This is a genomic window from Leptodesmis sp., from assembly GCF_052746595.1.
Window position 1 is genome coordinate 1 of the sequence record NZ_JBRAGO010000048.1, and the last position, 26,673, is coordinate 26,673.

Sequence of the window (26,673 nt, forward strand, 5' to 3'; positions counted from 1 at the left end):
TTATGCTGCATCAAGTCATCGGTGGGGATGTATTTGAAAACTTAAGCTTGCCCATCGTGCTCTTTTGTTATCTTTAGCATCAGCTAACCTCATACTATCCCCATTCTTTAAGCCCATTTTCTACAGCCCTTCCTTACTGCCCTAGATAAGCTTCCAGGACTTCGGGGTTAGACTGAATCTCGGCGGGAGTACCTGCGGCCAGATTGCGACCTTCAGCTAAGACCCAAACTCGATCGCACAGGGACATAATCACATCCATATTGTGTTCAATGATCAGGAACGTCAGTCCCTCCCGGTTCCAGCGCTGGATGCGATCGCAGATCTGATTAATTAACGTAGGATTCACGCCTGCGGCAGGTTCATCCAGTAGGATCAGCTTGGGGTCAGTCATCAGAGCGCGGCCCATTTCCAACAATTTGCGCTGTCCGCCAGATAGTGCTCCGGCATACTCAGAAGCCATGTGCGCCAAGCCGATCGACTCCAGAATTTCCATGGCCTTCTGGCGTTGTTGTTTTTCTTCCTGAGCAATCTCCCGTTGCTTAAACCAGGTCATCCAGAAGTTTTCTCCGGTTTGCTTCTGAGCCGCCAGCAACATATTATCCATCACCGACATGCGAGACAGGGCACGAGCGACCTGAAAGGTACGCACCATTCCCATGCGGGCAATCCGGTAAGGGGGCAGGTGGTGAACGGGTTCCCCATCAAACAAGACCCGACCACTATCAGAGCGAATGAAGTTAAGTAGCAGATTAAACAGAGTGGTTTTTCCGGCTCCATTGGGCCCCACCAATCCGGTAATGCTGCCTTTCCGCACTTCGATCGCGGCATTGTCAATTGCCCGGATGCCGCCAAAACTTTTGTTCAGGCCACTGGCGACCAACAAGGGCAATTCCGGAGACTGAGCCGCTTTTACCGCCTCCACCTCCGCCAGAACGTCGGATTGCTCGATTGAGGAGGGATTAACGAGGGCTTCAATCTCAGAATTCAGGGGATTTGTGGGTTCATCGACCAAGGCTCAATTCCTCCTTCTTACCTAAAATGCCTTGAGGCCGCACCATCATCAGCACGATTAACAGCAGGCCAATCACCATAATCCGGAAGGCCCCTAACCGAGCATCATCCAGGGGCACGATCGCCGGTAAGACAAAGCGGGTGACGGTGTTATACATCCAGAAAATCACTGCTCCTAGCAACGTCCCGGCATTATTACCAGAGCCTCCTAACACTACGATAATCCATGCCTGAAAGGTGATCAGGGGAATAAAGCCATCCGGATTAATAAATGTCAGGTTCCAGGCATAAAAGGCTCCTGCTACGCCTGCGATCGCCCCACCCAGCATCAGGGCTTGTAGTTTGTACCAGAAGACATTCTTACCTAGGGCACGAGCTACTTCTTCGTCTTCCCGAATTGCTTTCAGTACTCGACCCCAAGGTGATTTGACCAAAATTTCCAGCCGCCAATACACCAGCACCAGCACTGTGACCAGCAGCAACATCAAGCCCGCTTTGTAAGAATAATCCCAGAGGGCGATCGCTCCCGACCCATACAGCACCAAACCTAGAAAAAAGACCACAATTCCCCAGATCAGCTTACTCCTGGACTGGCTCGGCTTCTCAGTTTCTACCGTTTTGCCAAAGCGATCGACCCGTTGCCGCACCCAACTCAGCAACTGCCAGCCCGCCCACACAAAGATGGCTGTCCATAAAGCGAGCATAGCAATTTTGCTGGCAACGGTGGGGCGGGTCAGATCTGCCAGGGGTAGGGGAAAGTTAGGAACTCCCATAGCTCCACGAGTCAGCCACTCTTCGTTTAAGGCGATCAGACGAATCACCTCAGCAGCTCCAATGGTGACGATCGCCAGGTAGTCCTCCCGCAAGCGCAGGGTAGAGAACCCTAAGACTAAACCGAGTCCTGCTGCCAATACCGCCCCTACTAGGGTGGCGATCAGCAAAGGAACTCCCACAATACTAAGCAGTACCGTAGTATAAGCTCCTACCGTCATAAAGGCAACATGGCCAAAATTAAGCAGGCCCGTGTAGCCCCATTGCAAATTCAACCCCAGGCTAAACAAGGCGTAGGTTGCCGTAAAGATGATCAGCGAGACAAGATAGCCAACCATGAGGACTCAGGGATAATGCAATTTGGATTGTATCCTAGCAGGAACCTGTCCTTGTGGCGATCTCTCCTGGCTGAGTTTGGGTTTCAGGTCAAAGAATAGGGTGTTATCCCACAGATGTGCAGAATAATCCTGGAAAAGTGAGTGCTTATCCAGCAGATCACGAGCAGATCAGATGTTGAAGCTGCAAAAACTCTAGGAGTGATTTTTATGACAAAAGATGTAATTTTGTGAATTGGGTTGATCGATTGAGAGTCCCCCCACGCTTCGGATTTTGGGAGCATATAGGAAGTTTCATCGCAACACCAGCCAGACGTAGGTCAGGATCAGGGTCATCAGCGTCAGTGGTAAACCGAATCGCAGATGTTGCCAGAAAGAAAGACGACACTTTGCTGCCATCGCGGCCTCTACGGTAATTAAATTCGCCACGGCTCCAAATAGAGTGAGATTTCCGGCCAGGGTAGACCCCGCTGCCAGCAGTAGCCAGCTTTGAGTCGCTTCTGGTGGAATCCCCCCTTGTAATAGCAGTACTGCTGGCACATTGGAAATCAAGTTTGACACGATCGCCGTCACAGCCAACAGCCCAGCCGGATGAGCAATCCAGGGAGTTAACCCCGCTAACAGGTTCAGTTCTTGCACACATCGGGTGAGGATAAACAGCCCTGAAAACATGACCAATAGTGACCAGTCAACCTGTTGCAGCACACGCTGGGGCTTAATGCGCCGGGTCACCAGTAGTGCTGCTGCCGCTAACAACGACGACTCTGCCAGAGGAAACCCGACCACAAAGGCTGTCAGCAACAAACCAGTCACGATCAGGGTTTTAATCAGCACGGGGCGATAGGCGCGAAATCGGGGGAGCGATGGCGGTGGGCAAGGGTGGAGCGATCGCACGTCTGGATATAGTAGCCACAGCCATCCGACTTGCAGCACCAAGCCAACAGCCGCAACCGGGAGAAGAGCCTGGGCAAACGTGCTGTAGCTGATACCGGAAAATGATCCCACCAGAATGTTTTGCGGATTACCACTGAGGGTCGCCACAGAACCGATGTTGGTGGCTCCAGCGATCGCCAGCAGGTAGGGCACGGGGTTGAGCCTCAGAGATCGCGTCAACTGCACCGTTAGTGGGGTACTTACCAGCGCTAAGGTATCGTTCAGGAAAAAAGCTGACAGTACCCCAGTACCCACCGTTAATACCCCCAATAATCCCAACGGACTCCGGGTAAACCGCAGCAAGTACAGCAGTGCCAGCTTGAAAAACCCCGCATAGGATAGGTACGCATTCACCACCATCATACTGAGTAGAAACACGATGGTATGGGCATCAATGGCCTGCCATGCCTCATCTAAAGTGAGGGTGTTCAGGGCAATCAATATCGCGGCACTCACCAAAGCAATGGTAGCGCGATTCATTTGCCAGCCAGGTACACAGCCCACCCCCAAAGCTAGGTAGCTCACCCCTAAAACTGCTGCTTGAACCCAACTTAGTGTGTGTATCATGGATAGCCTACTTCCTCGGTGAGTGAGGCGAAACGCTTGCCGCAACTGCAAGAAGGGCACCTAGCAAAAGGTGATGTACAGCAATAGACCCAGGGCGATCGCAATCCACTCAATCATCACCAGAGGATGAGCAGAGCTGGGCGGTGCCCATTCAAATTAACCAGAATGACAGGTGGAATGTTTCCTCTTGTCCATCCGACGTTTTTCCAATTTGTAGGAAGTCTATTGGTTTGCTGCAATGCGATCTGACCTTCAACCAGACTCAGCTAGAGAGCAGTCGTTTTCCGACCGAGAAACTCTGGTTCTGGACTTGGACAAGATTTCAAGCCACTTCACAGAGGTGCTTTATCGAATGAATTGGCCGATTCCGGACTCATAAGAATCACATTATCAATGACATGAATGATGCCATTATCTGCTTCAATGTCTGCAGCAATAACCGTCGCATTTTTGACTTCAAAGTAGTCATCGGTAGATTTGATCCGAATGGGAGAACCTTCTAGCGAAGTGAGAAATTCAACGTTCTTTAAGTCCTCGCGAGTATATTTTCCAGACACTACGTGATAAGTCAGAATTCGGGTCAGTTGAGGAATATTTTGTACCAGCGTTTGGATCGTTCCCGGAGGCAACTTAGCAAACGCATCATCGGTCGGGGCAAAGACTGTAAAAGGGCCTGGACTCTTTAAGGCACCAACCAGATCCGCCGCTTGCACAGCGGTTACGAGAGTTTTGAAAGAATCCGCACTAACGGCAATATCAACAATGTCTGGCATGCGTTTAAGTTAAGTCGTGAAATGAGCATTGTCTTCCATCATCATGTCATTAATTGACGGCTCGATCGCCACCAGCAACGTAAGAAAAAGTAATTCCTGAATTTACCAGTCACTATAGCGATCGCAGCGTACTATTTGCAAAGAACGAATGACCAATGACCCATGACCAATGACCCCGTGACCATTTCAGTGCCTGCAACAACCGCCAATATTGGCCCTGGTTTTGATTGCCTGGGAGCCGCACTGACTCTCTATAATCGCTTTACCTTTTCCCTGACTGCTGACGATAATTCTCCAGTGGTAATCACGGCAGTGGGAGAGGAGGCCGATCGCGTCCAGACAGATGCCAGCAATCTGGTTTACCGGGCATTTGTCCAGTTTTATCAAGCTATTCAACAACCTGTTCCCCCCGTTCACATCACCATTCAGTTAGGAGTTCCTTTGGCTCGTGGGCTGGGCAGTTCTGCCACCGCGATCGTGGCCGGATTGGTTGGCGCTAATGCCCTGGCAGGGTTGCCCCTCACACAACAGCAGGTGATGCAACAGGCGATCGCGATTGAAGGTCATCCCGATAACGTAGTTCCGGCGCTGTTAGGGGGGTGTCGTCTGGCTGCAACAAAGCTGGACGGAGGCTGGGAAATTTGTGAGGTTCCCTGGCATACAGATGTTGCTGTTGTTGTAGCCATTCCTAATTTTGAGCTTTCGACGGCTGAAGCTCGTCGCGTGCTGCCCGATCGCTACAGTCGTGCCGATGCCATCTTTAATACGGCCCATCTAGGACTACTGATTCGGGGTCTAGAAACCGGGACAGATTCCTGGTTGCAAGCCGCACTGCAAGACCGCATTCATCAACCGTATCGCTACTCACTCATTGCAGGCTACAAACCTGTACAATCTGCGGCCCTGGAGGCTGGTGCCTATGGCTTAGTGATTAGCGGTGCTGGCCCAACCCTTCTGGCTCTGACTGCTGCGTCCCAGGCAGAAGCTGTACGAGCGGCGATCGCCAGTGCCTGGGCGAGTGAAGCCATTACAGCTACGGTATATGTACTGCACATTGATCACCGGGGAGCCACAGTCAGTTTTGAGTCTGATCCCATTTCAGCCTGAAACAAAAAGCCCCCAGCACAAGGCTGGGGGCAACAATCAGGGTGCATCTACCACTCCACTCTTCGGTGATATTGGCTACCCATCCGGAGAAAAAATCAGCAAATTTGAGAAATGTTTCCATCTGTTGCTACTTCCCTTACCGCCAACGTTCAGTACCAGTGCCGCATCCATTTGGACATCTATGACTCTCCAGCTCTGGAGCGATTGGCAACGCAAGCTACCGCAGGACGACAACTATGGATCGAGTCCCCAGCCGATACGCAAGAGGATGGAGCTACTGCGATCGCCATTCGGCTTTGCGAGGACGACTATCCCGGTTGGATTGGGCCAGAGGCTGTAGAGCAACTGGATATTGCTGAAACTCCCTATCAGCCTACCTCCTGGTCAGCAGCAGAGATTCAGGCCAAAATTCCGGAGGCGATCGCCTTTACAAAAGCTGCCATGGCCCACCCCAATCACTACCTGTGGGGTGGAACGGTGGGACCAAATTATGACTGTTCTGGCTTAATACAAGCTGCCTTTGCCTCAGTGGGTATCTGGCTGCCCAGAGATGCCTATCAGCAGGAAGAATTTGCTCAGGCGATCGCCCTTGCCGATGCCCAACCTGGAGATTTAGTCTTTTTCGGCCCTGCCCAAAAAGCCACTCATGTAGGGCTGTATTTAGGAAATGGTCAGTATATCCATAGCTCCGGGAAGGATCAGGGGCATAACGGCATTGCGATCGATCCTCTCTCGGCAACAGGCACCCCGATCAGCCAAACCTACTTTGCTCAGTTTCGTGGCGTGGGACGCATCCAGTCATCCTATCAGGCACCCCGCAGGACTTGAGCCAATAGTTCTAGTGCGATATGGAGTCAGAGATCGCCCAGTGTAGACCCATCTTTGCGTGTTAAAGCCCATTCCCCATTTGGCAACTGCGTCGCTTTGAGATCGTCATTTGGGTATTCAACCTCATCGCCTTCAATGCGATCGCCGATTTCAAGATAGGTCACACTCGCTTCCGACCGATTGACCAGTTGATGCGCTAAACCTGTACCTGCTTGAAAGCCATAGCAATCACCTGGTTGCAAAACGAATTCCTCCTGACCAAGCACCAGCGTTGGGCTTCCTTCCAGGACGAGAATAAATTCCTCCTGCTGCGAGTGACTATGAGCCAGCGCAGAAATTGCCCCCGGTAAAAGATGGGTTAAGTTGACCCCAAAGTGAGTCAGTCCAAAATACTTGCCCAGTTTTCGTTTTAATCGTCCTTGTAAAAGTGCAGCATAAGGTTTTGGGTAGATTGTCTTACCCAGTGGCGCTGGAATGGATTTTGCTGCGATCGGGGGTTGGGTCACGAGTTACTCCTAATTTGCTCTTTCAATAGACTTCTTGCAAATTGGAAAAAACGTCGGATGGACAAGGGGAAACGTTCCATGCTGTCATTCTGGTTAATTTGAATGGGCACGCCCAGTTCTGCTTATCCTACCGATGATTGAGTCTCATAGGCAAGCGTTCCAATCTCCTACAAGCCAATCATGGTGAGATGGCATAACAAGCTAAAGCTTTTTGACCTTCCCAGTGCTATTGAGTATCAGCACCTTTGCGACCATGCCTTGAGAGCCTCGATAGTAAAGCGTGTTGCTGCTTGTTGCCACCATCCTGCTATTCTGATAGCAAATCCTGCTGATGACCAATGACTAGTTCTTTAAGTACTGAATCCAGTAAGTTATGGGCCACTCCTACCCTCAATCCCGACGTATCTATCGTAATCCCCATTCACAATGAGTATGAAAACCTGCCTCGCTTACTGGAGACGATCGCAGGGGTACTCAAAACTGCTCAGTATAGCTACGAAATTATTTGTGTGGATGATGGGTCAACCGATGGTTCTAGCCATCTGCTGAAGGAACTGGCCCAGGAGCGGACAGATTTGCGGGCGATTATTCTGCGTCGTAATTATGGCCAAACTGCCGCAATGGCCGCAGGCTTTCGATTCGCGCAAGGAAACATCATTATCACAATGGATGGAGACTTGCAAAATGATCCTGCCGATATTCCGATGTTGATTGACAAGCTGAATGAAGGCTATGACCTGGTGAGTGGTTGGCGAAAACATCGGCAGGACGGGACGATTAGCCGTAAAATTCCCTCAAAAATTGCTAACTGGTTAATTGGGCAGGTCACGGGAGTCAAAGTGCATGATTATGGCTGCTCCTTAAAGGTATATCGTGCGGAGTTGGTGGCCGACATGAACCTGTATGGCGAACTGCATCGATTTCTTCCGGCCCTAGCCTTTATTGAAGGGGCACGCATTACAGAAGTGCCAGTCCGTCACCATCCCCGGCAATTTGGCAAGAGCAAATATGGCATCGATCGTACCTTTCGCGTCGTTATGGATCTGATGACTGTATTTTTCATGCGGAAATTTCTCACTCGCCCGATGCACGTCTTTGGGCTGCTGGGATTTTTCTCGATGCTGCTGGGAGTAGCGATCGGCCTTTACCTCACTTCCATCAAGCTGAGTTTTGGTGAAAGTATTAACCGTCCTCTGTTGATTCTGGCCGTTGTGTTGCTGTTGGCGGGAGTTCAGCTATTTAGTTTTGGCCTCCTGGCAGAATTACTGATGCGCACCTACCACGAATCTCAGGGACGACCCATTTACCGGGTTCGGGAAATTATTGAACCTGGCTCTGTAAAAAATTCATAAAGTAGGATGATAATTCTATCTGAGTTCAGGAGAATTCTGGAAACGTAGCCGATACGTTGGAGATCAACCTCTGTATGTCTACTGTATCTTCTTCATGGTTTTGGCTGATTTAATTTCTAGTATCATCACTCCCAGGAATCAAGTTAAACCTTATCCAAGTCCAGAACCGTAGTTTCTCTGATCGGAAAACGACCGTTCTTTAGCTGGATCCGGTTTAGTTCGGCTTGCATTCAGGGAGTTCACAGAAAATCAGTTAGTTCTACAGGGTGTAAAAGATTTCGTGCACGTTTGGTATTAACGAGTACTATTTCTGAAGGCTGAAAAATTTTTTAAGTTGAAAAAACTGGGAGCTGTGAGGCTCCTTCAGATTTTTTTGGCTAGAGAAACCAACACTATTTAGTTGAATTGAAGAGTCATACCGTGGATTTCTTTCCTGCTCCAGGTCACTCGCTCCTCGAAAATCAGTCCCTCCTGTCGTTCAATGCAGCGGCTACCGGTCTTTATTCAAATTTTGATTCTCTGACTTCTTCACGCTTCGCCTCGCCCTTTCAGGACAGTTTCTCTTCATCCTGGTGGCGTTCTCCAGCATCTCTCGATCATGACTATGCAGGAGATGGGGGTGCCATTGCGATTTTTGATCCCGCCGTAGCAGATCTCTCAACCCTGATTGCTGGTCTAGCTCCCGGAACCGACGTTTACATCCTGGATCCAACGCGGGATGCGATCGCCCAAATCACCAGCATCCTGGCCCACGAGTACAATATTTCTAACCTCAGCCTGTTTGCTCACGGAGATCCTGGAGAAATCGACTTTAGCTCCATGACCTTCGATTTTAGTGATCTGGGGACTTACTCAGCAGATTTGCAGCAGTGGACAAAATCTTTAGCCCAGGGAGCCGGAATCTCCATCTATAGCTGTGAGTTAGCCGGAAGTGAGCAGGGAAAAACCTTTTTACAGGAGTGGAGTCAGTTAGCCGGAGTGGGGATTGCCGCGTCCAGCCGTCTCATTGGCAATCAAGCCTTAGGCGGTAACTGGACGCTGGACTTCGAGACGAACAGCTTTACCACCCCAGATATTCTGCAAGACTGGGCAAAAGCCGCCTATCAACACGTTTTAGATACCTTCACCGTTACCAACACCAATGACAGTGGTGCGGGTTCATTACGGCAGGCTATCCTCAATGCGAATGCTCTGGCCGGAACAGATACGATTACCTTCGATCCAAACGTATTTGGCAGCAGTCCCCAAACCATCACACTCACGTCAGGCCAGCTGATCATTAATGACAGTGTGGATATCTTTGAGCCACTGAGTAGCACCCTCACCGTTAGTGGCAACAACTCCAACCGGGTCTTCTTTGTCAACCAAGGCACCGTCAATCTAGCCAATTTTACGATCGCCAACGGCTTAGCCAGAGGTGGAGATGGCAGTAGCGGTGGTGGTGGCGGTGGCGGCTTCGGCGGCGGTCTGTTCATCAACAATGGTACGGTCAACTTAACCAATCTCGTCTTCACGGGCAACCAGGCGATCGGGGGTAACGGTGGTGCTGGTTCCGGTGGCGGCGGTGGCGGCTTCGGCGGTAAAGGTGGCATCGGCGGTGGCGGCGGTGGCGGCGGTGGCGGCTTCACGGCTGGCGGCAATGGTGGTTTTGGTGGTGGTGGCGGCGGTAGCATTGCCAGTGGTGCCGGAAATGGTCAGGGCGGGACTCTGGCTGGGGCTGGCGGCAGCAATGGTGGTGGCGGCGGTGCCGGATTGGGAGAGCCATCTTTATTCGCAATGGTTCTCTTAACATCACGGGCGGTGTGTTTAATAACAACGTTGCTACCGGGGGTAGCGGTGGCGGCGGTAGTGCCCAGGGAGGGCAGGGTAAAGCAGGGGCCATTTTTACTGGAGCAGGCGTAACCTTCACCAACAGTAATCTCGTCTTCAATGGCAACACTGCTTCTAATGCAGGATCGACGGCTAGCGATAGTAGCAATCTTTATATCAGCCCACCCGCGATCGCCCTCACTCCCACGACCTTACCTGCTGGCACTGCCGGAACAACCTATTCTCAGACGTTGACAGCCAACGGTGGTACCACTCCCTACAGCTTTGCGATCACGGGGGGCAGTTTACCAAATGGATTCACCCTCTCCCCAACTGGCCAGTTGAGTGGCACCACAGGACTGGCTGGAACCTTCAACTTCACAGCTACGGCTACAGATGCCAACAGTTTCACCGGATCAAGTCCCTATCAAATTACGATTGCTCCAGCGGCTCCCTCGATCGTCAGCTTTTTCTCTGGATCGGGACAAAGCGCTACGGTCAATAACACTTTTGCCAATCCTTTAGCGGCCAAGGTAACGGATCAATTCAACAACCCTATCAGTGGAGTGACTGTTACCTTCACCGCGCCTACAACAGGAGCCAGCGGATCGTTCACAGGTGGTAGCAATACCATTACGGCGACCACAGATGTAAATGGAATTGCTACCACATCCTTTACAGCCAATACGGTCGCTGGCATCTACAGCGTGCTAGCGAATATTCAGGGTGGTATAACTCCAGCAGCCTTTAGCCTGACCAATGCTCCTGGCAATGCGGCCAGTCTAGCCTTGACAGGTCTACCCACCAATACAGCAGCAGGAGTCTCGAATAGTTTCACAGTTACGGCTCTAGATACCTTTGGCAACACGGCCACGAGTTATAACGGTGTCGTGTTATTTACCAGCAGTGACGGACAGGCAGTTCTGCCGACGAATGCCACCCTGACCAATGGTACAGGCACCTTCAATGCCACCCTGAGAACCATTGGCAGTCAAACGATTAATGCTAGCAGCGGAGGGTTGAGGAGCGCATCGGCCACTTTCACAGTTGATCCGGGTGCTGCCAGTACCTTGCTCATCAGTGGCCTTCCCTCCAGCACGATCGCAGGAACTCAATCATCCCTGACCCTCACAGCGAAGGATGCCTTTGGCAATACAGTCACCAATTACAATGGCGTGGTACTACTGACCAGTAGTGATGGTCAAGCCGTTCTGCCGACCAATGCTAACCTGATCAACGGCACAGGCACCTTTAATGTCATCCTGAAAACGGCTGGAACCCAAACGTTAAATGCCAGCAGTGGGCCATTGACCGCAACCTCAGCCAGTTTGACAGTCACACCAAGTGTGGCAACCAATTTGGCGATCGCTGGAGTTCCCACTGCAGTAACGGCTGGAGCTTCCCAACCCTTCACCGTAACGGCCAGGGATGCCTTCGGTAACACAGCCACTAATTATACGGGCGTAGTTTTATTTACCAGCAGTGACGGACAGGCTATGCTTCCCAGTAGCGCAGCCCTGACCAACGGCATAGGCACCTTCAATGCCACGCTGAAAACCGCCGGTACGCAATCCCTGCGGGTAACTGATACCGTCACCTCTAGCATTACGGGAACAGTCAATACCACCGTCACTCCGGCTACCGCGAATAAATTCTTAGTAACTGGCCTACCTGCCACCACCACAGCCGGAAATCCCAATTCCTTTACCGTCACTGCCCAGGATGACTTTGGCAACACAGATACCAATTACACGGGTGTGGTCTTGTTTACCAGCAGTGACGGTCAAGCCATCCTGCCTCCCAACGCTACCCTGAACAACGGCACAGGCACCTTCAGCACAATCCTACGTAGTGCCGGAATTCAGTCTGTCCAAGTGGCTGATTCTCAGAACAGCGCCATCACCGGGCAGCAATCGGGCATTACAGTAAATCCAGCAGCCACCAGCAAGTTTTTAGTATCTGGCTTGCCTGCCACCCTTACCGCTGGCACTCCCAATACCTTTACTGTGACGGCTCAGGATGCCTTTGGTAATACCACTCCGGGCTATACCGGCACTGTCCTATTTACCAGTACAGATGGTAGAGCTGTTCTTCCCACTAGCGCCACACTCAATGCTGGAACAGGTACCTTCAATGCTACTTTAAGAACCGCTGGCACTCAGTCCGTGACTGCTACCGATTCCGCAACCAGCAGTATTACAGGCACCCAATCCGGCATTACAGTGAATGCGGGCGCGGCCACTGCACTGGCTTTAACAGGTCTGCCTACTACTCTGGCAGCAGGCACATCACAAGCCATCACTGTCACCGCACAGGATGATTTTGGCAATACGGCCACAGGCTACAACGGTGTAGTACTGTTCACTAGCAGTGATGGACAGGCGGTTCTCCCAACCAATGCCAACTTAACCAACGGTACAGGCACTTTCAATGCCACTTTAAGAACTGCAGGCAATCAAACCGTCAGTGTGAGCAGTGGTGTTTTGAGAGGAGCTTCAGCCAGTGTCGCAGTGACAGCAGGGACTGCCAGTCAATTCCTGGTTGCTGGAATTCCCAGCACTGTTGTGGCAGGAACCTCTCAGCCTTTAACTGTGACTGCCCAGGATAGTTTTGGCAACACCGCAACCACCTACAACGGGGTAGTGCTGTTTACCAGTAATGATGGACAGGCAACTCTCCCGACCACTGCCAGCCTGACCAATGGTACAGGTAACTTCAATGCCACTTTAAGAACTGCAGGTACTGGCAGAACGATCACCGCTACCGACTCCACCAATAGCAGCATTACGGGTAGTGCGACAGGCATTACCGTGGTTCCAGGAGTTGCTAGCACTCTGTTGCTGTCTGGATTCCCCACAACAGTGACAGCAGGCGATCCCCAATCCGTAACCGTCACGGCTCAGGATGCCTTTGGCAACACGGCCACGGGTTACAGCGGTGTAGTCTTATTTACCAGTAGTGATGGTCAGGCCGTTCTCCCGTCGAGTGCGACTGTTACGGGAGGAAGCGGAACGTTTAATGCCATCCTCAGAACGGCTGGACAACAATCCCTAACGGCAACCGATTCCGTCAATAACACTCTGACCACAACCCTATCAGGCATCACCGTCAATCCAGCTACAGCCAGCAGTTTCCTGATTACTGGTCCCAGTACCGTGACAGCAGGGACAGCTCAGACCTTTACGGCTGTCGCAAAAGATGCTTTTGGCAATACGGCCACAGGTTATACCGGAACGGTACTGTTCACCAGTAGTGATGGACAGGCGGTGCTGCCCACTAATGTCACCTTTAATAACGGTACTGCTACTTTCTCAGCTACTTTGAGAACGGCAGGTACACGATCGCTCACCATTACCGACTCCACCAATAGCAGTCTCACCGGAACCAACTCTGGCATTACGGTTACTCCAGCTGATGCCAGTACACTCCTGCTCACTGGCCTACCTGCAACTACCACTGCAGGGGTAGCCCAATCCTTTAATGTGATTGCTCAAGATCCCTTTGGAAATACGGCTACTGGATACCGGGGGATTGTCCTGTTTACTAGCAGCGATGGGCAGGCTGTCTTACCAACCAATGCGACTTTGAATAATGGCACGGGTACCTTTAGCGCCACATTGAAAACGGCGGGTACTCAAACCCTATTAGCCAATAGTGGCAATCTCACCAGCACGCCCGTCTCGATTACCGTCAACCCAGCCTCAGCCAATAACTTCCTCGTTTCTGGCTTCCCCCAAACAGCCACTGCTGGCACCTCTCAGTCTTTCAACGTAACAGCCAGAGATGCGTTTGGTAACACTGCCACAGGGTACAACGGCGTGCTCTTGTTTACCAGCAGTGATGGTCAGGCCACTTTACTGCCCAACGGCACTCTGACCAATGGCACAGGCACCTTTAATGCCAGCCTGAAAACCGCTGGCACTCAGTCCTTGACAGTCAGAGATAGCGTCAATTCGGCGATTACAGGCACCCAAACGGGCATCGCGATCACCCCAGCCGCCACCAGCACTCTGGTTGTTGCTGGACTACCCGCCACCACCGTAGCTGGCACCTCTCAACCCTTCACAGTCACAGCTAAAGATGCCTTTGGCAATATCACAACGGGTTACAACGGTGTGGTGCTATTCACCAGCAGCGATGGACAAGCCGTACTCCCCACAAATGCAACGCTGGTCAATGGTACAGGCACCTTTGGGGCAACATTACGAACCGCTGGTCCTCAATCAGTCACGGCAACGGATGCCAGCAATTCCAGCATTACAGGCACCCAATCGAATATTCTGGTGACTCCAGCGGCAGCCAGTAGCTTTGTGGTTTCGGGTTTCCCCAACAACACGATCGCAGGCACTGCGCAAACCTTCGATGTCCTGGCTAAGGATCCTTTCGGCAATACAGCAGTCGGCTACACGGGAACCGTGCTGTTTACCAGCAGTGATGGTCAGGCGGTTCTCCCGACCAATGCCAGGTTAACCAATGGAGCAGGTACCTTTAGCGCCACCTTGAAAACGGCTGGAACCCAATCCCTGAGAGCAACGGATAGCACGAACTCCAGCATTACTGGCGTACAGACTGGCATCACGATTCTGCCGTCCACAGCGACGAAACTCTTAGTCTCCGGGTTCCCGACCACCGTAGTTGCGGGTACATCCCAGTCCCTCACCGTCACGGCTCAGGATGAGTTTGGCAATACTGCCACGGGTTACAATGGTGTACTGCTGTTCACCAGTAATGACGGTCAGGCGGTTCTCCCGACGAATGCCACTCTGACCAATGGCACAGGCACCTTCAACGCCACTCTGAGAACCGTAGGTACGACGCGATCGATCACTGCCACTGACTCCACCAACAACACGATTACAGGCACACAATCGGGCATTACTGTAACTCCCGCAGCAGCCAGTCGGTTCGTGGTCTCTGGATTTGGCAATCCATCCGTAGCAGGCACCCAAAAAGCCTTCACTGTCACGGCTCAAGATGCCTTTGGTAACACAGACACCAACTACAACGGGGTGGTACTGTTCACCAGTAACGATGGACAGGCGACCTTACCTAGCAATTCCAGACTGACAAACGGCACAGGCACCTTCAACGCCACATTAAGGACAGCAGGAACGCGATCGCTGAGCGCCACCGACACGGGCAATCCTTCCTTAACTGGTACTCAGTCGGGTATCACCGTTAATCCGGCCGCCGCCAGTACCCTGCTGGTGTCTGGCTTCCCAGCACTGACCACAGCCGGAACCCAGCAATCCTTTACCGTGACAGCTCAAGATCCCTTTGGCAACATCGCAACGGGCTACACTGGCACGCTACTGTTTACCAGTAGTGACGGTCAGGCCATATTACCAGCTAACTCAACCTTGACCAATGGCACAGGTACTTTCAATGCCACCCTGAGAACAGCAGGGAGTCAAACGTTAATCGCTAGCGATTCCACCAACGCCAGCCTGACTGGAAACCAAGCCGGCATTACCGTCACCCCAGCAGCAACCAGCACTTTCTTGCTCTCTGGCTTCCCCTCCACAGTAACGGCAGGAAATCAACAGTCCTTCACAGTTACAGCTCAAGATGCCTTTGGCAACACGACTCCGGGCTACACAGGGGTAGTTGTCTTCACCAGCAATTGATGGTCAAGCTGTCTTGCCTAATAGCAGCGGTTTGGTCAATGGGGTTGGTAACTTCACCGCGACCTTGAAGACGGCTGGTACCCGATCGCTAACCGCCACCGATCTGGCAAACAACAGCATTACGGCCACTCAGACAGGAATCACCGTAAACCCAGCAGCGACGAGCCAGATCATTGTCACTGGCTTACCCAGCACCACCACCGCTGGAGTTAATCAAACTTTTACCGTAACGGCCCAAGATCCGTTTGGGAATGTCACTCCAGGTTATACAACCCCGATCGCCTTTGCCAGCAGTGACAGCCAGGCTGTATTGCCAACCAGCGCCCCACTCACCAACGGCACAGGTAGCTTTACCACCAACTTAAGGACAGCAGGCAATCAAACCTTTACGGTTAGCAGCGGCAATCTGCCTGCGGTACTTTCTAACCTAACTGTGAATGCCGCTGCCGCCAGCGTCGTGATTCCAACGGTAGCAACAACTCAGGTAGTCGATATCAATCGCACTCTGTTTAACCCGCTACGAGTTCGAGTTACGGATGCATTTGGTAACCCTATTGCAGGCAATACCGTTACCTTCAGTGCGCTTCTAGTGGTCCTGGAGCTACCTTCAACGGCAGTGTGACCGTTACCACCAATGGTCTTGGCATTGCCACTGCTTCTCCCTTGGTCGCTAACAATCAACTGGGAACCTACAATGTCACTGCAACTGCCACTGGAGTTGCTACCCCAGTGACCTTCAACTTCACCAACCGCAATCCATTCATTATTGACTTTAACGGAGACAATAAATCTGATCTGATCTGGCGTGAGAGCAGTACCAATACCAATGGATTCTGGTTACTAGATGGAGTTGTGTTCAGTACCGCTGTTGTCACTTCTCTTGCTCCAACCCCTGATCCAAATTGGGCGATCGCCAGTTCCGGTGACTTTAATGGAGACGGACAACGGGATCTGTTGTGGCGGAACAATGCAACTGGCGAAAACCTCGTCTGGTTGATGAGCGGCACTACGTCCCTTAGCTCTGTCGCCTTACCTTCTGCGCCTGCTGGTTGGTACATCGTTGGCACTGGAGATTTTGTAGGCGATGGCGGAGTAGATATCGTTTGGCGCAACTACATCACGGGCGATAATGGCTTCTGGTTGATGAACGGCACTAGCTTAGCTGGTACAGTGTCTTTGGGAACCGTACCAACAAATTGGGCAATTGCTGGAGTAGGCGACCTGAACGGTGATGGTCAACCCGATCTGCTGTGGCAGAATTATACGGATGGAACCCTTGGCTATTGGGCAATGAACGGAACCTCTGTTGTTTCCGGTGTCACCCTACAAGTATTTAGTCCTCCGAATTGGGTACTCAGCGGCTTAGCTGACTTTACCGGAGACGGACAGCCCGATTTCCTGTGGCGAAATTATGTTACTGGGGAAAATGGAATTTGGGTTATGAATGGGACTAATTTTGCGTCCAGCGTAGAACTCCCATCCCCCATTCCTGCAAGTTGGACGTTAACCAACAAACCCCCGCTCGTTCTGGTTTAATGGTCGTCTTGCTGGTTTAGCGAAAAGAGGCAGAGCCAGTTCATCAACCAAATCCAGCTAGAGAACAATCGTTTTCCGATCAGACAAATTCCACTTCTGGACTTGGACAAGATTTATTTCCTGTTCTGCCTCTTTTGCAAGAGGTCAAAGCTTATTCATGAAAGCAACCGTTTAATCTTCTGGAAATACCCATTTGGGAGGTTCCATCATTTTTTTGCGCAGGGCCGCCTCGGCAATTTGGTGCATTTGATCTAGAGACGTTGAATTAACAAACTTCATAGCCTGATTTTTATATTCCAGATTGGGGCATTTATCTCCTAAAACACACCCGTTTACACAGGCTTCGGCACAGTTAATGGTTGCGTTTTCCATCATCTAGACTCAGTTAGTAACAAGGGGGTCATCAAACTTCACAGGCGATCGCAGATCCGAACTCCGGTGATTCCTCCCTATTCTATCGTTGCCACACCCTGCTCCTATTCCAGGATCAACTCCCTGACGGCTCCAGTGGGTTACGCTATAAAAAATGCCATCAGGTACGTGGCACAGGGCAGCCAAGGGATTTGCAAATCAATGGGAGAAGTCATGTCGATCAGCAATCAGCGTGCGGTGGGAACTGGAACAGCCTCATGTGCGATCGCTCTAATAATTAGCCTATCTGGAATAGCAGGGATCTACCCAGCTCAGGCCCAACCTGGAACCGGGCCAACCAAGTCTTTAAAGCAACAGGCTCAAGATGTAGCCGCTTTACTAGAAGGGCAGATGGTGACTTCGGCTCAATCCATAGAAAATCCTGAAGCACCCAGGGTTCAGATGACCACCTGCCGCATTCAGGTTGCCCAGGCGAGCGCTGATCCTGGTTCCATTTTTCTCTGCCAGGAGCAGGCTCTCACCAATAATCTCTCAAAATCCTACCGGCAAAGATTTTTACAAATTTCTCCCAGTCCCGTTACCCAAAGTGTGCGATCGCTCTCATTCCGACCGACCACTGCCTCTACTTTTGCCGGATTGTGCAACAAACCCCTGGCTGAACGCACCCTGAACTTAAGCGACTTGGGTACCTACGTTTGCAGCATCTTCCTGAAGCCATCCGGCAACACTTACATTGGCAACACTCCCATCAATGGCTGTCCTGCCAATTACCGGGGAGCCGTTCGCATCACCAACCGGATTGAACTCACTCCAACTGGGATGAATACCTGGGATCGGGGCTTCGATGCAAATGGCCAGCAGGTTTGGGGAGCCAAAACAGAAGCCTACCAGTATCGCCGTCTGGAAGAGCCAAAGCAATAATTCCAGTTTCTCTCAGTCTGTTAGCCCATTCATCGTCCGGGGTATTTTGATCAGAAGAAAACCAAGGCATTATTGCGCTGAGCGGCAGTGAAAAGACTCATACGCGCATAGCGGGGTATCACATGACTGAGGAAACAGAGCGAAAACTAAAGTTGATGGTGGTAGATGATGAACCGGATAATCTGGCATTACTCTATCGCACCTTTCGACGAGAGTTTGATGTCATCAAAGCAGATAGCGCGATCGCAGCGTTAAAAATCCTGGATGAGCAGGGAGAAATGGCGATCATTATCTCTGATCAGCGGATGCCAGAAATGCTGGGAACTGAGTTCTTAAGCAAAACGATCGATCGCTTCCCGGACACCATTCGGATTGTGCTCACAGGCTATACAGATGCGGAAGACTTGGTTGAGGCAATCAACGCAGGCAAAGTGTTTAAGTACGTCACCAAACCCTGGGTGCCTGATCAACTCAAAGTGGTGGTGGAGCAAGCGGCGGAAACCTACCGGGTAGTAAAACAACGCACCCAGGAGTTGCAACGGGCGCTGCGGCAGGAATCGTTATTTAACGCGGTTACGACTGCTATTCGGGAATCGCTGGACTATGAAAGTATGTTGCAGACGATCGCGGCCACCCTGGGCCAAACCTTTGCCGCCAGTCAATGTGTGTTACACCCCGTCGAGGGAGATAGTCTGGCCCCTACCGTATTCCGTTATACCTCTTCCAGTCAATCAGTTTCCAGTGCGACCGAAAGTTCTGCTGCAGCATGCACGGGTCTGCTGGCTCAGGAAAATTCATTAGTAAAATCCGTTTTAGGAACTCGTCAGCTTCAAACCACAGGGGAATCAGATGCAGGTTGCCATCAGTTAGCCGTCCCTCTGATTTACCAGGATGATTTTTTGGCAGTGCTGGCGATGGAGCGACCCAGGAGCGATCGTCCCTGGTCAGCGGAAGATCTGCACTTATTGAATGGTGTGATTGAACAGGCATCTCTGGCCATATCCCAGGCCAAACTGTATCAGCGGAGCCAGAAACAAGCCGAACAAATGCGAGCAGAGTTGGAAGTCGCTCGGCAGATTCAGGAAAACCTGTTGCGCCAAAGCTGGCCAGAATTAGACGGCATGAAGGTACAGGCCTGTTGCTATCCGGCACGGGAAGTCGGAGGAGATTTCTTTGAGGTGTATACCCATCCCCAAGGTGACATTTGGCTGGCGGTTGGGGACGTTTCGGGTAAAGGAGTCCCTGCGGCTTTATTCATGGCCAGTGCAATCTCCGTCCTCCGCCGGGAACTCTCTCAAGAGTTACCTCCGGAGCCTGATCGGGTGATGCAAAATCTCAACCGGAGCCTTGCCAACGACCTGATCAGTGCTAACTGCTTCATTACCATGGTGCTGGCCCGGTATACCCCGTCCACCCAGAAACTGGTGTACGCCAATGCGGGCCATATTTATCCCCTGGTGTGGTCGCGGCCAGCTCTGGCCAAAATGCATAGCACGAACAAAGCCAAAACCGCGATCGAACCCAACTACTTAAAAGTCAGGGGCATTCCGCTGGGCATTCTTCCCGATTGGAAGGCCGCCGCTGGAACCCTGGACTTAAAGTCGGGTGAGGTACTGCTGCTGACCAGTGATGGGATTACCGAAGCAACGGTTGCCCCCTCCCTACCAGCCCAGAAAGACGATATGTCCCCGTCTAGTTCTATGCTGCAACAGACGGGCCTGTGGAACCTGCTGATCCAGGAGCAAGAGCCTCTGGATCTGAGCCATTTGTTAGCCCGCATTCGATCGCACAACACAATTCAGGAAGATGACCAAACGCTACTCTCACTGGAGGTCCTGTAGTCAATGAGAACCGAACTTCACGTACCGAGCAATTTAAAGTTTTTAACGATTGTTGAGAACTGGCTCTTGGGCAGTTTAGAAGTCGAACTAGGAGATCATGTCGATTGGCCCCGCCAGTCCAATCGGTTACGGCTCGTATTGGTCGAAGCTTATTCCAACGTGGTTCGCCACGCCCACAAAAACCAGCCCAACCTGCCTGTTTTAATTCGTCTGGAGTTGAAAAACCGGGATATTGCTCTGGAAATTTGGGATCATGGACAGGGCTTTGATTTGTCTACCTATTTACCCCCCTCCCCCGAAGCTAAACAAGAAAATGGCTATGGCTGGTTAATTCTGAATCGGCTGATGGATCAGGTGGAATATCGGCTACAGGTGAATGGCCGCAATTGCCTCAAAATGCAGGCCAGTTTGCCAGAACCAGTGATTCAAACGCCAACGTTATCCGGAAGAGAGTAGGGAATCGGGGAAGGAGACAGGGAACAGGCATTACGCGCCTCGCACCACAAACCACGAGCCAACCACTGAATATTAAACTTCACATGCAGTCGATCTATCTTTTTCAGGTAGATAGGGTAGACTGCTGTAAGCATCTTTGAGTCAGGGTTGGTCGCCAGTGTACCGCTTTCAGTAGTACACATCAACCTTGGCAGACTGCAGCGACCTGATACACTATATATAGATTAAAATATGCGTGAAATTTTTAATTTAACTCTATATGTAGTCGTATAGAGAACTTGAAAGGGGTTACAGTCTAGATGCTGGAAAGTCGGCCTAGTTGGGCATCACTCCGCTACCTTTAGCGATCGTGCTAAAGGTTCGCTTTTCCTGTAGGTAAGGAACTGAGGTCAGTCGTGGAAGTGGAATTGACAGAGATTGAGAGTTTTTGGTCTGAAGCGCTAGAGCGTTTGCAGCTCTTACTCAGTCGCCCGACCTACGAAGCCTGGATCAAAACGGCAGTGGTGGAAGAGTTGAGCGAAAAGCGGCTGATTCTGCGCACCCCCAATCCTTTCGCCCGCAATTGGTTGCAGAAGTATTACATCAAAACAATTACCGAAGTTATCCATGAAATTCTGGGTCGTCCGGTTGACATTATTATGACCGTCGCCTGTGATGACAACGGCAATCCAGTGGATCCTGATTTTTTTCTCACCTTTCAAACAGAAGCCTCTCCCCTCAGTCCCGCCGCCCCACCCCCAGCCCCGATCGCTGCAGAGCCTGGAAATGGAGAACGTCGCCGCTCCAGTGAACTGAACCCCAAGTATGTCTTCTCGCGGCTAGTGGTTGGCTCCAACAACCGGATGGCCCATGCTGCCTCTCTGGCCGTCGCCGAATCTCCCGGTCGGGAATTTAATCCACTATTTTTATGCGGCGGAGTAGGATTGGGCAAAACTCACCTGATGCAGGCGATCGGCCATTACCGTCTGGAAATTTGTCCTTCATCGCGGGTATTTTACGTTTCTACAGAACAATTTACCAATGACCTGATTACCGCGATTCGTCGGGACAATATGCAGAGTTTCCGGGAGCATTACCGGGCAGCAGATGTATTGCTGGTGGATGACATCCAGTTCATCGAGGGGAAGGAATACACTCAGGAAGAGTTTTTCCATACGTTTAATACCCTGCATGAAGCTGGAAAACAGGTGGTACTCGCGTCCGATCGACCGCCCAACCAGATTCCGCGTCTGCAGGAACGCCTCTGTTCCCGCTTTTCGATGGGACTAATTGCTGATATCCAGCCTCCCGATCTGGAAACCCGGATGGCGATTCTGCAAAAGAAAGCAGAATACGAAAATATGCGCCTGCCCCGTGAAGTAATTGAGTACATCGCTTCTAGCTACACTTCCAACATCCGGGAACTGGAAGGGGCGTTGATTCGGGCTGTGGCCTATATCTCGATCGCGGGCCTGCCGATGACAGTAGACAACATTGCCCCGGTTCTGAATCCTCCCGTGGAGCAAGTCGAGGCTTCTCCCGATGATGTGCTGATGGTGATTGCCGAAAACTTTGATGTGCAGATCGAGGATCTAAAGGGCAATTCCCGCAGGCGAGAAGTCAGTACGGCTCGTCAGGTGGGAATGTACCTGATGCGGCAGCATACCGAACTCAGCCTGCCCAAAATTGGCGAGGTATTTGGCGGCAAGGATCATACAACCGTGATGTATAGCTGCGATAAGATTGCCCAACTCAAGGACAATGACCCAGCGATGGCCCAAACCTTAAGGCAGTTGAGCGATCGCATCAACATCGCCAGTCAATCTCGGCATAAAGGTAAGCAGTAGGGATGGGGAATTAGGGATTAGGGATATGGCTCGATCAGGTCTGCTTATCAGTTAAGTTTATGTCAACTCACCCTGAAAAGGCTGAATCATTCTCCATCTTGCTGAGCTTGAGCAGGTTGGGGAAAACTTGCTGTTCCCATTCGCCATTGCCAGTCTTTTGAACCGGATCAGCCTTGAGAAACCATGCCTCCAAGCTTTAGATCCAACCTTGATACAAATGATCCAAACGCCTATCCCTACTTGATTATAGGCGATCGTTCCAGAATGATCTCAGCCAAAAATAGAGTTAAATTTTTGTGTTTAAAGCAGGTAAATAAATGTAAAGCAGTAATTTTGCTGTGGAAAACCTACCCAAAACCTGTGGAAAACCATGTGGAAAATCAGTTTATAACGATCCAGCGATCGTGGAAAGTTTGACTAAGTATAAATAATCATGTGGAAAACCAGGGTAGATTTCCACAAGTTATCCACAGGTTTAGATCGGCTTGAAAGGCTTAGAATCGCGATCCTACGATCTTTTCCACAGTTTCCACACTCCCTACTACTACTGGTTTAAATAAGTTTTTCTTAAGTTAGAGATCGATCGCGGTACAGAAAAAGCCTGAAATAAGCTCAGGTGGATCGTTTCAGACTTCAGTGGTAGGATCTCCAGGCAATGATCTCAGAACGTCTCTCCATGAAACTGGTTTGTTCCCAAAATAGCCTGAGTACCTGCCTTTCCCTCGTTAGCCGCGCTGTTGCCAGTCGTCCGTCTCACCCCATTCTTGCAAACGTCTTGCTAGTGGCTGACCCGGAAACTCAGCAAGTCGGCCTCAGCGCCTTTGATCTCAGTTTGGGCATTCAAACCAGTTTTCCGGCGGCAGTCGAGGTGGGGGGTAAACTGACTCTCCCGGCTCGATTGCTGACCGATATCGTATCCCGTTTACCCGACGGTGACATCACCCTGGACGATGGGATGCACGATGAACCGGAGGAGAATGCCAGCTACCTGACGACGCTTACCTGCGCTTCTGGACGCTATCAGGTGCGGGGGATGAGTGCTGAAGAGTTCCCCGCCCTGCCGGAAGTGGCCGATGGTGAGACGTTGCAATTGCCTGCGATCGCGCTGCTCGATGGGTTGCGGAGTTCCCTGTTTGCGGCCAGTAGTGATGAAACGAAACAAGTCCTGACTGGGATTCACCTGACGATTAACCCGACCGGCCTGGAGTTTGCCGCCACGGATGGGCACCGTCTTGCTGTAGTAGAAACTTCCAGCACAGATGAGGCCAAACCCCCTGCAAAATCTGCCAAAAAGGGAGCAGTAGAGGAACAGGTAGATGTCACCATTCCCGCCAAAGCCCTGCAAGAGTTGACCAAGATGCTGGAACGGCAGGCGGAAAGCACGGTATCGGTGACGTTCGATCGTAGCCAGGTAATCTTCGACTGGATCGACCAGCGCCTCGTTAGCCGCCTCCTGGAAGGGCAATATCCCAACTACCGCCAATTGGTTCCCAAACAGTTTTCTCACCAGCTGACGGTCGAGCGTCGTCTCTTCCTGAGTGCCCTGGAGCGGATTGCAGTACTGGCGGATCAGAAAAACAACATTGTCAAACTGACGATCAGCAATGGCAAACAGCAACTGGCTCTTTCAGTGGATGCGCCGGATGTCGGTCGGGGAGAGGAAACCATTCCTGCTCAGGTTTCTGGCGAGGATTTGGTGATTGCGTTTAATGTGCGCTATCTGCTGGATGGCCTTAAGGTGTTAACGACTTCAGAAGTGCAAATGCAATTCAACACACCCACTAGTCCTGCGATTCTCACACCGCTGGGTGGCTTGAAGATGACCTATCTAGTAATGCCTGTGCAAGTGCGAAGCTAAAGCATAAAATCTCTGGGCCTTCATAATCACCAAAAAGGCTGAAATAAACTCGGGTGGATCGTTTCAGGCATCAGTGGTAGAACCTTCAGGCAACAATTTCAGAATGAAAAGGGTTTTACTGAGTACTGATTTGCTTTTGTTCTGCATAAAGTGCGGTTTTTACTCGTTAAATAGTAGCGATCGCACTTTCTCTTGCTCACTTCAGCATAGATCTCCGACTTCTTGCCAAATATCCAGCTTCTAAGTTGGGTTTAAGCAAGAAGTCAGAGATCTGGAATCTGAACCGGGCGATCGCTGAGCTAAAAGATGGCTAGAACAGACTACTAGCGTCTGCCAGCCGAACCTCGGAAAATGCGATCGGCCTGCTCCGGAGACAGCCAATCAATTCCACCGGGGGCTTCCTTAGCACTGCCATTGCCAGGATAGACTCCACTCCCACTTCCTACGGCTGTCTGAGCAACCCGAGGCTCAGGCTTAACTTCAGGGTTGGGAACTTCGGGGAAGTGGCGCACAGGTAAATCACAGGTTACGGGTACGGGAGGAGCTTGGGTTTTCAGAAATTGACCCGGTTTAGATAGCTCAATCTGGGTTTGCGGTGGCATGTAGGTATGAGTTTCGGGGTCATAAGCGAGGATTTCCCCAGTTTCGATCAGGTACACCCAACCGTAAATGCTGAGTTTGCCCTGGTACAGACGGGAGTGAACTACAGGATAGGTTTTCAGGTTTTCAATCTGGGTCAAAACGTTTTCGGCGATCGCAATTTCCAGCAATTCATCTTTAGAAAATCCCTGGTAATTCTCCTTGACCAGGCGACGAGTGGCTTCTGCATGTTTTAGCCAGTCATATACCAGTGGCATTTCTTCTTCCAGACTACCCAATTGCAACAGTCCCTTCATCGCTCCACAGTGCGAATGCCCACAGACAATAATTTGTTGAATTCCCAGAGCATGAATCGCGTATTCAACAGCGGCTCCCTCCCCACCATTGGCGGCCCCAAAGGGAGGAATAATATTGCCAGCATTGCGGATGACAAAAATTTCGCCTGGTTCCGTTTGGGTGATCAGGTTCGGCACAATCCGAGAATCTGAACAGGTAATGAACAATACCCTGGGCTTCTGGCCATGAGAGAGTTGTTCAAATAAATCCTGGTAGCTGGAAAAATATGAGGTTTTGAACTCTCGCAGACCCCGAATCAGCTTTTTCATAGAATCAGATACCCATGATTTATTGGGGAACTTTGCAATGATTGTCCAGCAGGCTCCCTTGCTCCGTAAGCATAAGTTACGAAGGATTAGAAAATTTTAAATGATTTTCAAATCACTTTGTCGAAAGAATAAGAATGGTGTAGATTGGCTGGGCAAACCTGGGCCAGAACTACGCAGGAAGGTCATGGGGTGGTGCGGTGATCAGATGATGGGAGGGTGGGAGAATCATCTCGTTATCCCATCATCTCGTTATTAGCGAGATCCCATCCACTGATAGAAGTAATAGGTTGCCATGGGCACGATCGTCGCCACAATTAAAAAGCCAACCACCCAAACCGTCGCGTTACTGGATTTGGTTTTCTCCGGGGTGGCAAACGTACCTTCTACCATTACATTACTCTTTAGCTCCGGTGGGCCAGGATCTGCCTGACCAGAGAGGACAGCGACCAGGCGATTGCTGGCTCCTAGGATGGCCTGGTTATACTTGTTGCCTTCTTTCAGGGGAATTAGTACGCTTTCCTGGGCCACACTGTTAGCAATCGCATCGGACATCACCTGTTTTACCTGTTCCCCTGTCCGAATCCCCGTGTTGTTGGTGACATTATCAATCACTAGCAACACCTGCTTGGCTTGCTCCTCCGGAGTGGGAAACCAGCGTTCAAACAATTTGTCTGCAAACGTCTGAGCAGTCTCGTCATAGTCCAGGCGGTGAATGCTGACAAATCTCACCTCGTATCCCGTTGTTTTCGCTAAGTCAGAAAATTCCGAACTGACCTTTCCTTCACTGCTTCGGCTCAAAATATCAGCCTTATCAATCACCCAGGTATCTGAGCTGAGCTCAGGAATCTCATAAATGCTGGTCGCCGAAGCCGGAGCGGCAATCAGTTGAGTAACTAGAAGTAGGGCGATCGCTGTCAGGTAGAGCCGGTGCAACGAAGCCAACGGGTTCATGAGCCGCGATCGCAACCAATGAATAGCGGGTTGATGGAGGAGCCGTCTCATAAATGGAACTCTTTCGCAACTTAATCTTTATCAAGAT

The 26,673-nt window shown here is 51.1% G+C and carries 20 protein-coding genes; 12 read left to right on the forward strand and 8 right to left on the reverse strand.

Features of this window, described 5'->3' with window-relative positions; translation table 11 throughout:
- Nucleotides 1-133: 133 nt before the first annotated feature.
- The 4 genes from ACUVQO_RS12045 to ACUVQO_RS12060 all read right to left on the reverse strand — a co-directional run bounded on the left by ACUVQO_RS12045 (nt 134) and on the right by ACUVQO_RS12060 (nt 4,390).
- Nucleotides 134-1,012: an ABC transporter ATP-binding protein gene (locus tag ACUVQO_RS12045; protein WP_445926120.1), complete on the reverse strand. Its 879-nt coding sequence runs from the start codon at nt 1,010-1,012 to the stop codon at nt 134-136.
- Nucleotides 1,002-2,120, reverse strand: coding sequence for a branched-chain amino acid ABC transporter permease (locus ACUVQO_RS12050; RefSeq protein ID WP_445926121.1), 1,119 nt, complete (start codon nt 2,118-2,120; stop codon nt 1,002-1,004). Before ACUVQO_RS12050 ends, ACUVQO_RS12045 begins: the two co-directional genes overlap by 11 nt.
- 291 nt (nt 2,121-2,411) lie before the next feature.
- The gene (locus ACUVQO_RS12055; protein WP_445926122.1) at nt 2,412-3,617 is read right to left on the reverse strand and encodes an anion transporter; all 1,206 of its coding nucleotides are present in this window, start codon (nt 3,615-3,617) and stop codon (nt 2,412-2,414) included.
- Between the two features lie 332 nt (nt 3,618-3,949).
- Nucleotides 3,950-4,390 (reverse strand): fasciclin domain-containing protein, encoded by a 441-nt coding sequence (locus ACUVQO_RS12060; RefSeq protein ID WP_445926123.1) that lies wholly within the window; start codon nt 4,388-4,390, stop codon nt 3,950-3,952.
- 162 nt (nt 4,391-4,552) lie between these two features.
- Here ACUVQO_RS12060 and thrB point away from each other — a divergent pair, with 162 nt between their 5' ends.
- On the forward strand, nt 4,553-5,497 hold the full coding sequence (gene thrB / locus ACUVQO_RS12065) for a homoserine kinase (protein WP_445926124.1): 945 nt from the start codon (nt 4,553-4,555) through the stop codon (nt 5,495-5,497).
- Between the two features lie 111 nt (nt 5,498-5,608).
- Complete coding sequence (locus ACUVQO_RS12070) at nt 5,609-6,325, forward strand: C40 family peptidase (protein ID WP_445926125.1); 717 nt, start codon at nt 5,609-5,611, stop codon at nt 6,323-6,325.
- 26 nt (nt 6,326-6,351) lie between these two features.
- On the opposite strand, the gene ACUVQO_RS12075 is transcribed toward ACUVQO_RS12070, so the two are convergent.
- Entirely contained in the window at nt 6,352-6,831 is a 480-nt protein-coding gene (locus ACUVQO_RS12075) for a cupin domain-containing protein (RefSeq protein WP_445926126.1), read from the reverse strand.
- Nucleotides 6,832-7,169: 338 nt separating this feature from the next.
- Here ACUVQO_RS12075 and ACUVQO_RS12080 point away from each other — a divergent pair, with 338 nt between their 5' ends.
- From ACUVQO_RS12080 to ACUVQO_RS12100, 5 genes are all read left to right on the forward strand, one after another.
- Nucleotides 7,170-8,183, forward strand: coding sequence for a glycosyltransferase family 2 protein (locus ACUVQO_RS12080; RefSeq protein ID WP_445926127.1), 1,014 nt, complete (start codon nt 7,170-7,172; stop codon nt 8,181-8,183).
- Between the two features lie 420 nt (nt 8,184-8,603).
- Nucleotides 8,604-10,085: a DUF4347 domain-containing protein gene (locus ACUVQO_RS12085; RefSeq protein ID WP_445926128.1), complete on the forward strand. Its 1,482-nt coding sequence runs from the start codon at nt 8,604-8,606 to the stop codon at nt 10,083-10,085.
- Complete coding sequence (locus tag ACUVQO_RS12090; protein WP_445926129.1) at nt 9,986-15,619, forward strand: beta strand repeat-containing protein; 5,634 nt, start codon at nt 9,986-9,988, stop codon at nt 15,617-15,619. The genes ACUVQO_RS12085 and ACUVQO_RS12090 overlap by 100 nt, the downstream gene beginning before the upstream one ends.
- Nucleotides 15,600-16,241: a hypothetical protein gene (locus tag ACUVQO_RS12095; RefSeq protein ID WP_445926130.1), complete on the forward strand. Its 642-nt coding sequence runs from the start codon at nt 15,600-15,602 to the stop codon at nt 16,239-16,241. The genes ACUVQO_RS12090 and ACUVQO_RS12095 overlap by 20 nt, the downstream gene beginning before the upstream one ends.
- Nucleotides 16,238-17,155 (forward strand): FG-GAP repeat domain-containing protein, encoded by a 918-nt coding sequence (locus tag ACUVQO_RS12100; protein ID WP_445926131.1) that lies wholly within the window; start codon nt 16,238-16,240, stop codon nt 17,153-17,155. Before ACUVQO_RS12095 ends, ACUVQO_RS12100 begins: the two co-directional genes overlap by 4 nt.
- A 171-nt stretch (nt 17,156-17,326) precedes the next feature.
- Here the strand turns inward: ACUVQO_RS12100 and ACUVQO_RS12105 are convergent, their stop codons facing one another.
- Nucleotides 17,327-17,530, reverse strand: coding sequence for a hypothetical protein (locus ACUVQO_RS12105; RefSeq protein ID WP_445926132.1), 204 nt, complete (start codon nt 17,528-17,530; stop codon nt 17,327-17,329).
- Between the two features lie 210 nt (nt 17,531-17,740).
- Between ACUVQO_RS12105 and ACUVQO_RS12110 the strand changes: the two genes are divergently transcribed.
- The 5 genes from ACUVQO_RS12110 (at nt 17,741) to dnaN (ending at nt 24,429) form a co-directional block, all read left to right on the forward strand.
- A complete protein-coding gene (locus tag ACUVQO_RS12110; RefSeq protein ID WP_445926133.1) occupies nt 17,741-18,448 on the forward strand; it encodes a chromophore lyase CpcT/CpeT in 708 nt (235 codons plus the stop codon).
- Nucleotides 18,449-18,570: 122 nt separating this feature from the next.
- Nucleotides 18,571-20,289: a SpoIIE family protein phosphatase gene (locus ACUVQO_RS12115; protein WP_445926134.1), complete on the forward strand. Its 1,719-nt coding sequence runs from the start codon at nt 18,571-18,573 to the stop codon at nt 20,287-20,289.
- Nucleotides 20,290-20,292: 3 nt separating this feature from the next.
- Nucleotides 20,293-20,745 carry an ATP-binding protein gene (locus ACUVQO_RS12120; protein ID WP_445926135.1) on the forward strand — a complete coding sequence of 151 codons (453 nt, stop codon included), beginning with the start codon at nt 20,293-20,295 and terminating at the stop codon, nt 20,743-20,745.
- A 395-nt stretch (nt 20,746-21,140) separates the two neighbouring features.
- The gene (dnaA, locus tag ACUVQO_RS12125; RefSeq protein WP_445926136.1) at nt 21,141-22,571 is read left to right on the forward strand and encodes a chromosomal replication initiator protein DnaA; all 1,431 of its coding nucleotides are present in this window, start codon (nt 21,141-21,143) and stop codon (nt 22,569-22,571) included.
- A gap of 655 nt (nt 22,572-23,226) precedes the next feature.
- Nucleotides 23,227-24,429 (forward strand): DNA polymerase III subunit beta, encoded by a 1,203-nt coding sequence (dnaN, locus tag ACUVQO_RS12130; RefSeq protein WP_445926137.1) that lies wholly within the window; start codon nt 23,227-23,229, stop codon nt 24,427-24,429.
- A 323-nt stretch (nt 24,430-24,752) separates the two neighbouring features.
- Here the strand turns inward: dnaN and ACUVQO_RS12135 are convergent, their stop codons facing one another.
- Both ACUVQO_RS12135 and psb32 read right to left on the reverse strand, forming a co-directional pair.
- On the reverse strand, nt 24,753-25,634 hold the full coding sequence (locus ACUVQO_RS12135) for a carbonic anhydrase (RefSeq protein WP_445926138.1): 882 nt from the start codon (nt 25,632-25,634) through the stop codon (nt 24,753-24,755).
- Between the two features lie 252 nt (nt 25,635-25,886).
- The gene (psb32, locus tag ACUVQO_RS12140) at nt 25,887-26,636 is read right to left on the reverse strand and encodes a photosystem II repair protein Psb32 (protein ID WP_445926139.1); all 750 of its coding nucleotides are present in this window, start codon (nt 26,634-26,636) and stop codon (nt 25,887-25,889) included.
- Nucleotides 26,637-26,673: the final 37 nt, after the last annotated feature.

Bases quoted from the DNA above. Each gene is read 5' to 3' on its own strand.
- ACUVQO_RS12050 (WP_445926121.1), bottom strand. From the start codon at position 2,120: ATGGTTGGCTATCTTGTCTCGCTGATCATCTTTACGGCAACCTACGCC.
- ACUVQO_RS12055 (WP_445926122.1), bottom strand. From the start codon at position 3,617: ATGATACACACACTAAGTTGGGTTCAAGCAGCAGTTTTAGGGGTGAGC.
- ACUVQO_RS12060 (WP_445926123.1), bottom strand. From the start codon at position 4,390: ATGCCAGACATTGTTGATATTGCCGTTAGTGCGGATTCTTTCAAAACT.
- thrB (WP_445926124.1), top strand. From the start codon at position 4,553: ATGACCAATGACCCCGTGACCATTTCAGTGCCTGCAACAACCGCCAAT.
- ACUVQO_RS12070 (WP_445926125.1), top strand. From the start codon at position 5,609: ATGTTTCCATCTGTTGCTACTTCCCTTACCGCCAACGTTCAGTACCAG.
- ACUVQO_RS12080 (WP_445926127.1), top strand. From the start codon at position 7,170: ATGACTAGTTCTTTAAGTACTGAATCCAGTAAGTTATGGGCCACTCCT.
- ACUVQO_RS12105 (WP_445926132.1), bottom strand. From the start codon at position 17,530: ATGATGGAAAACGCAACCATTAACTGTGCCGAAGCCTGTGTAAACGGG.
- ACUVQO_RS12110 (WP_445926133.1), top strand. From the start codon at position 17,741: ATGTCGATCAGCAATCAGCGTGCGGTGGGAACTGGAACAGCCTCATGT.
- ACUVQO_RS12115 (WP_445926134.1), top strand. From the start codon at position 18,571: ATGACTGAGGAAACAGAGCGAAAACTAAAGTTGATGGTGGTAGATGAT.
- ACUVQO_RS12120 (WP_445926135.1), top strand. From the start codon at position 20,293: ATGAGAACCGAACTTCACGTACCGAGCAATTTAAAGTTTTTAACGATT.
- dnaN (WP_445926137.1), top strand. From the start codon at position 23,227: ATGATCTCAGAACGTCTCTCCATGAAACTGGTTTGTTCCCAAAATAGC.
- ACUVQO_RS12135 (WP_445926138.1), bottom strand. From the start codon at position 25,634: ATGAAAAAGCTGATTCGGGGTCTGCGAGAGTTCAAAACCTCATATTTT.
- psb32 (WP_445926139.1), bottom strand. From the start codon at position 26,636: ATGAGACGGCTCCTCCATCAACCCGCTATTCATTGGTTGCGATCGCGG.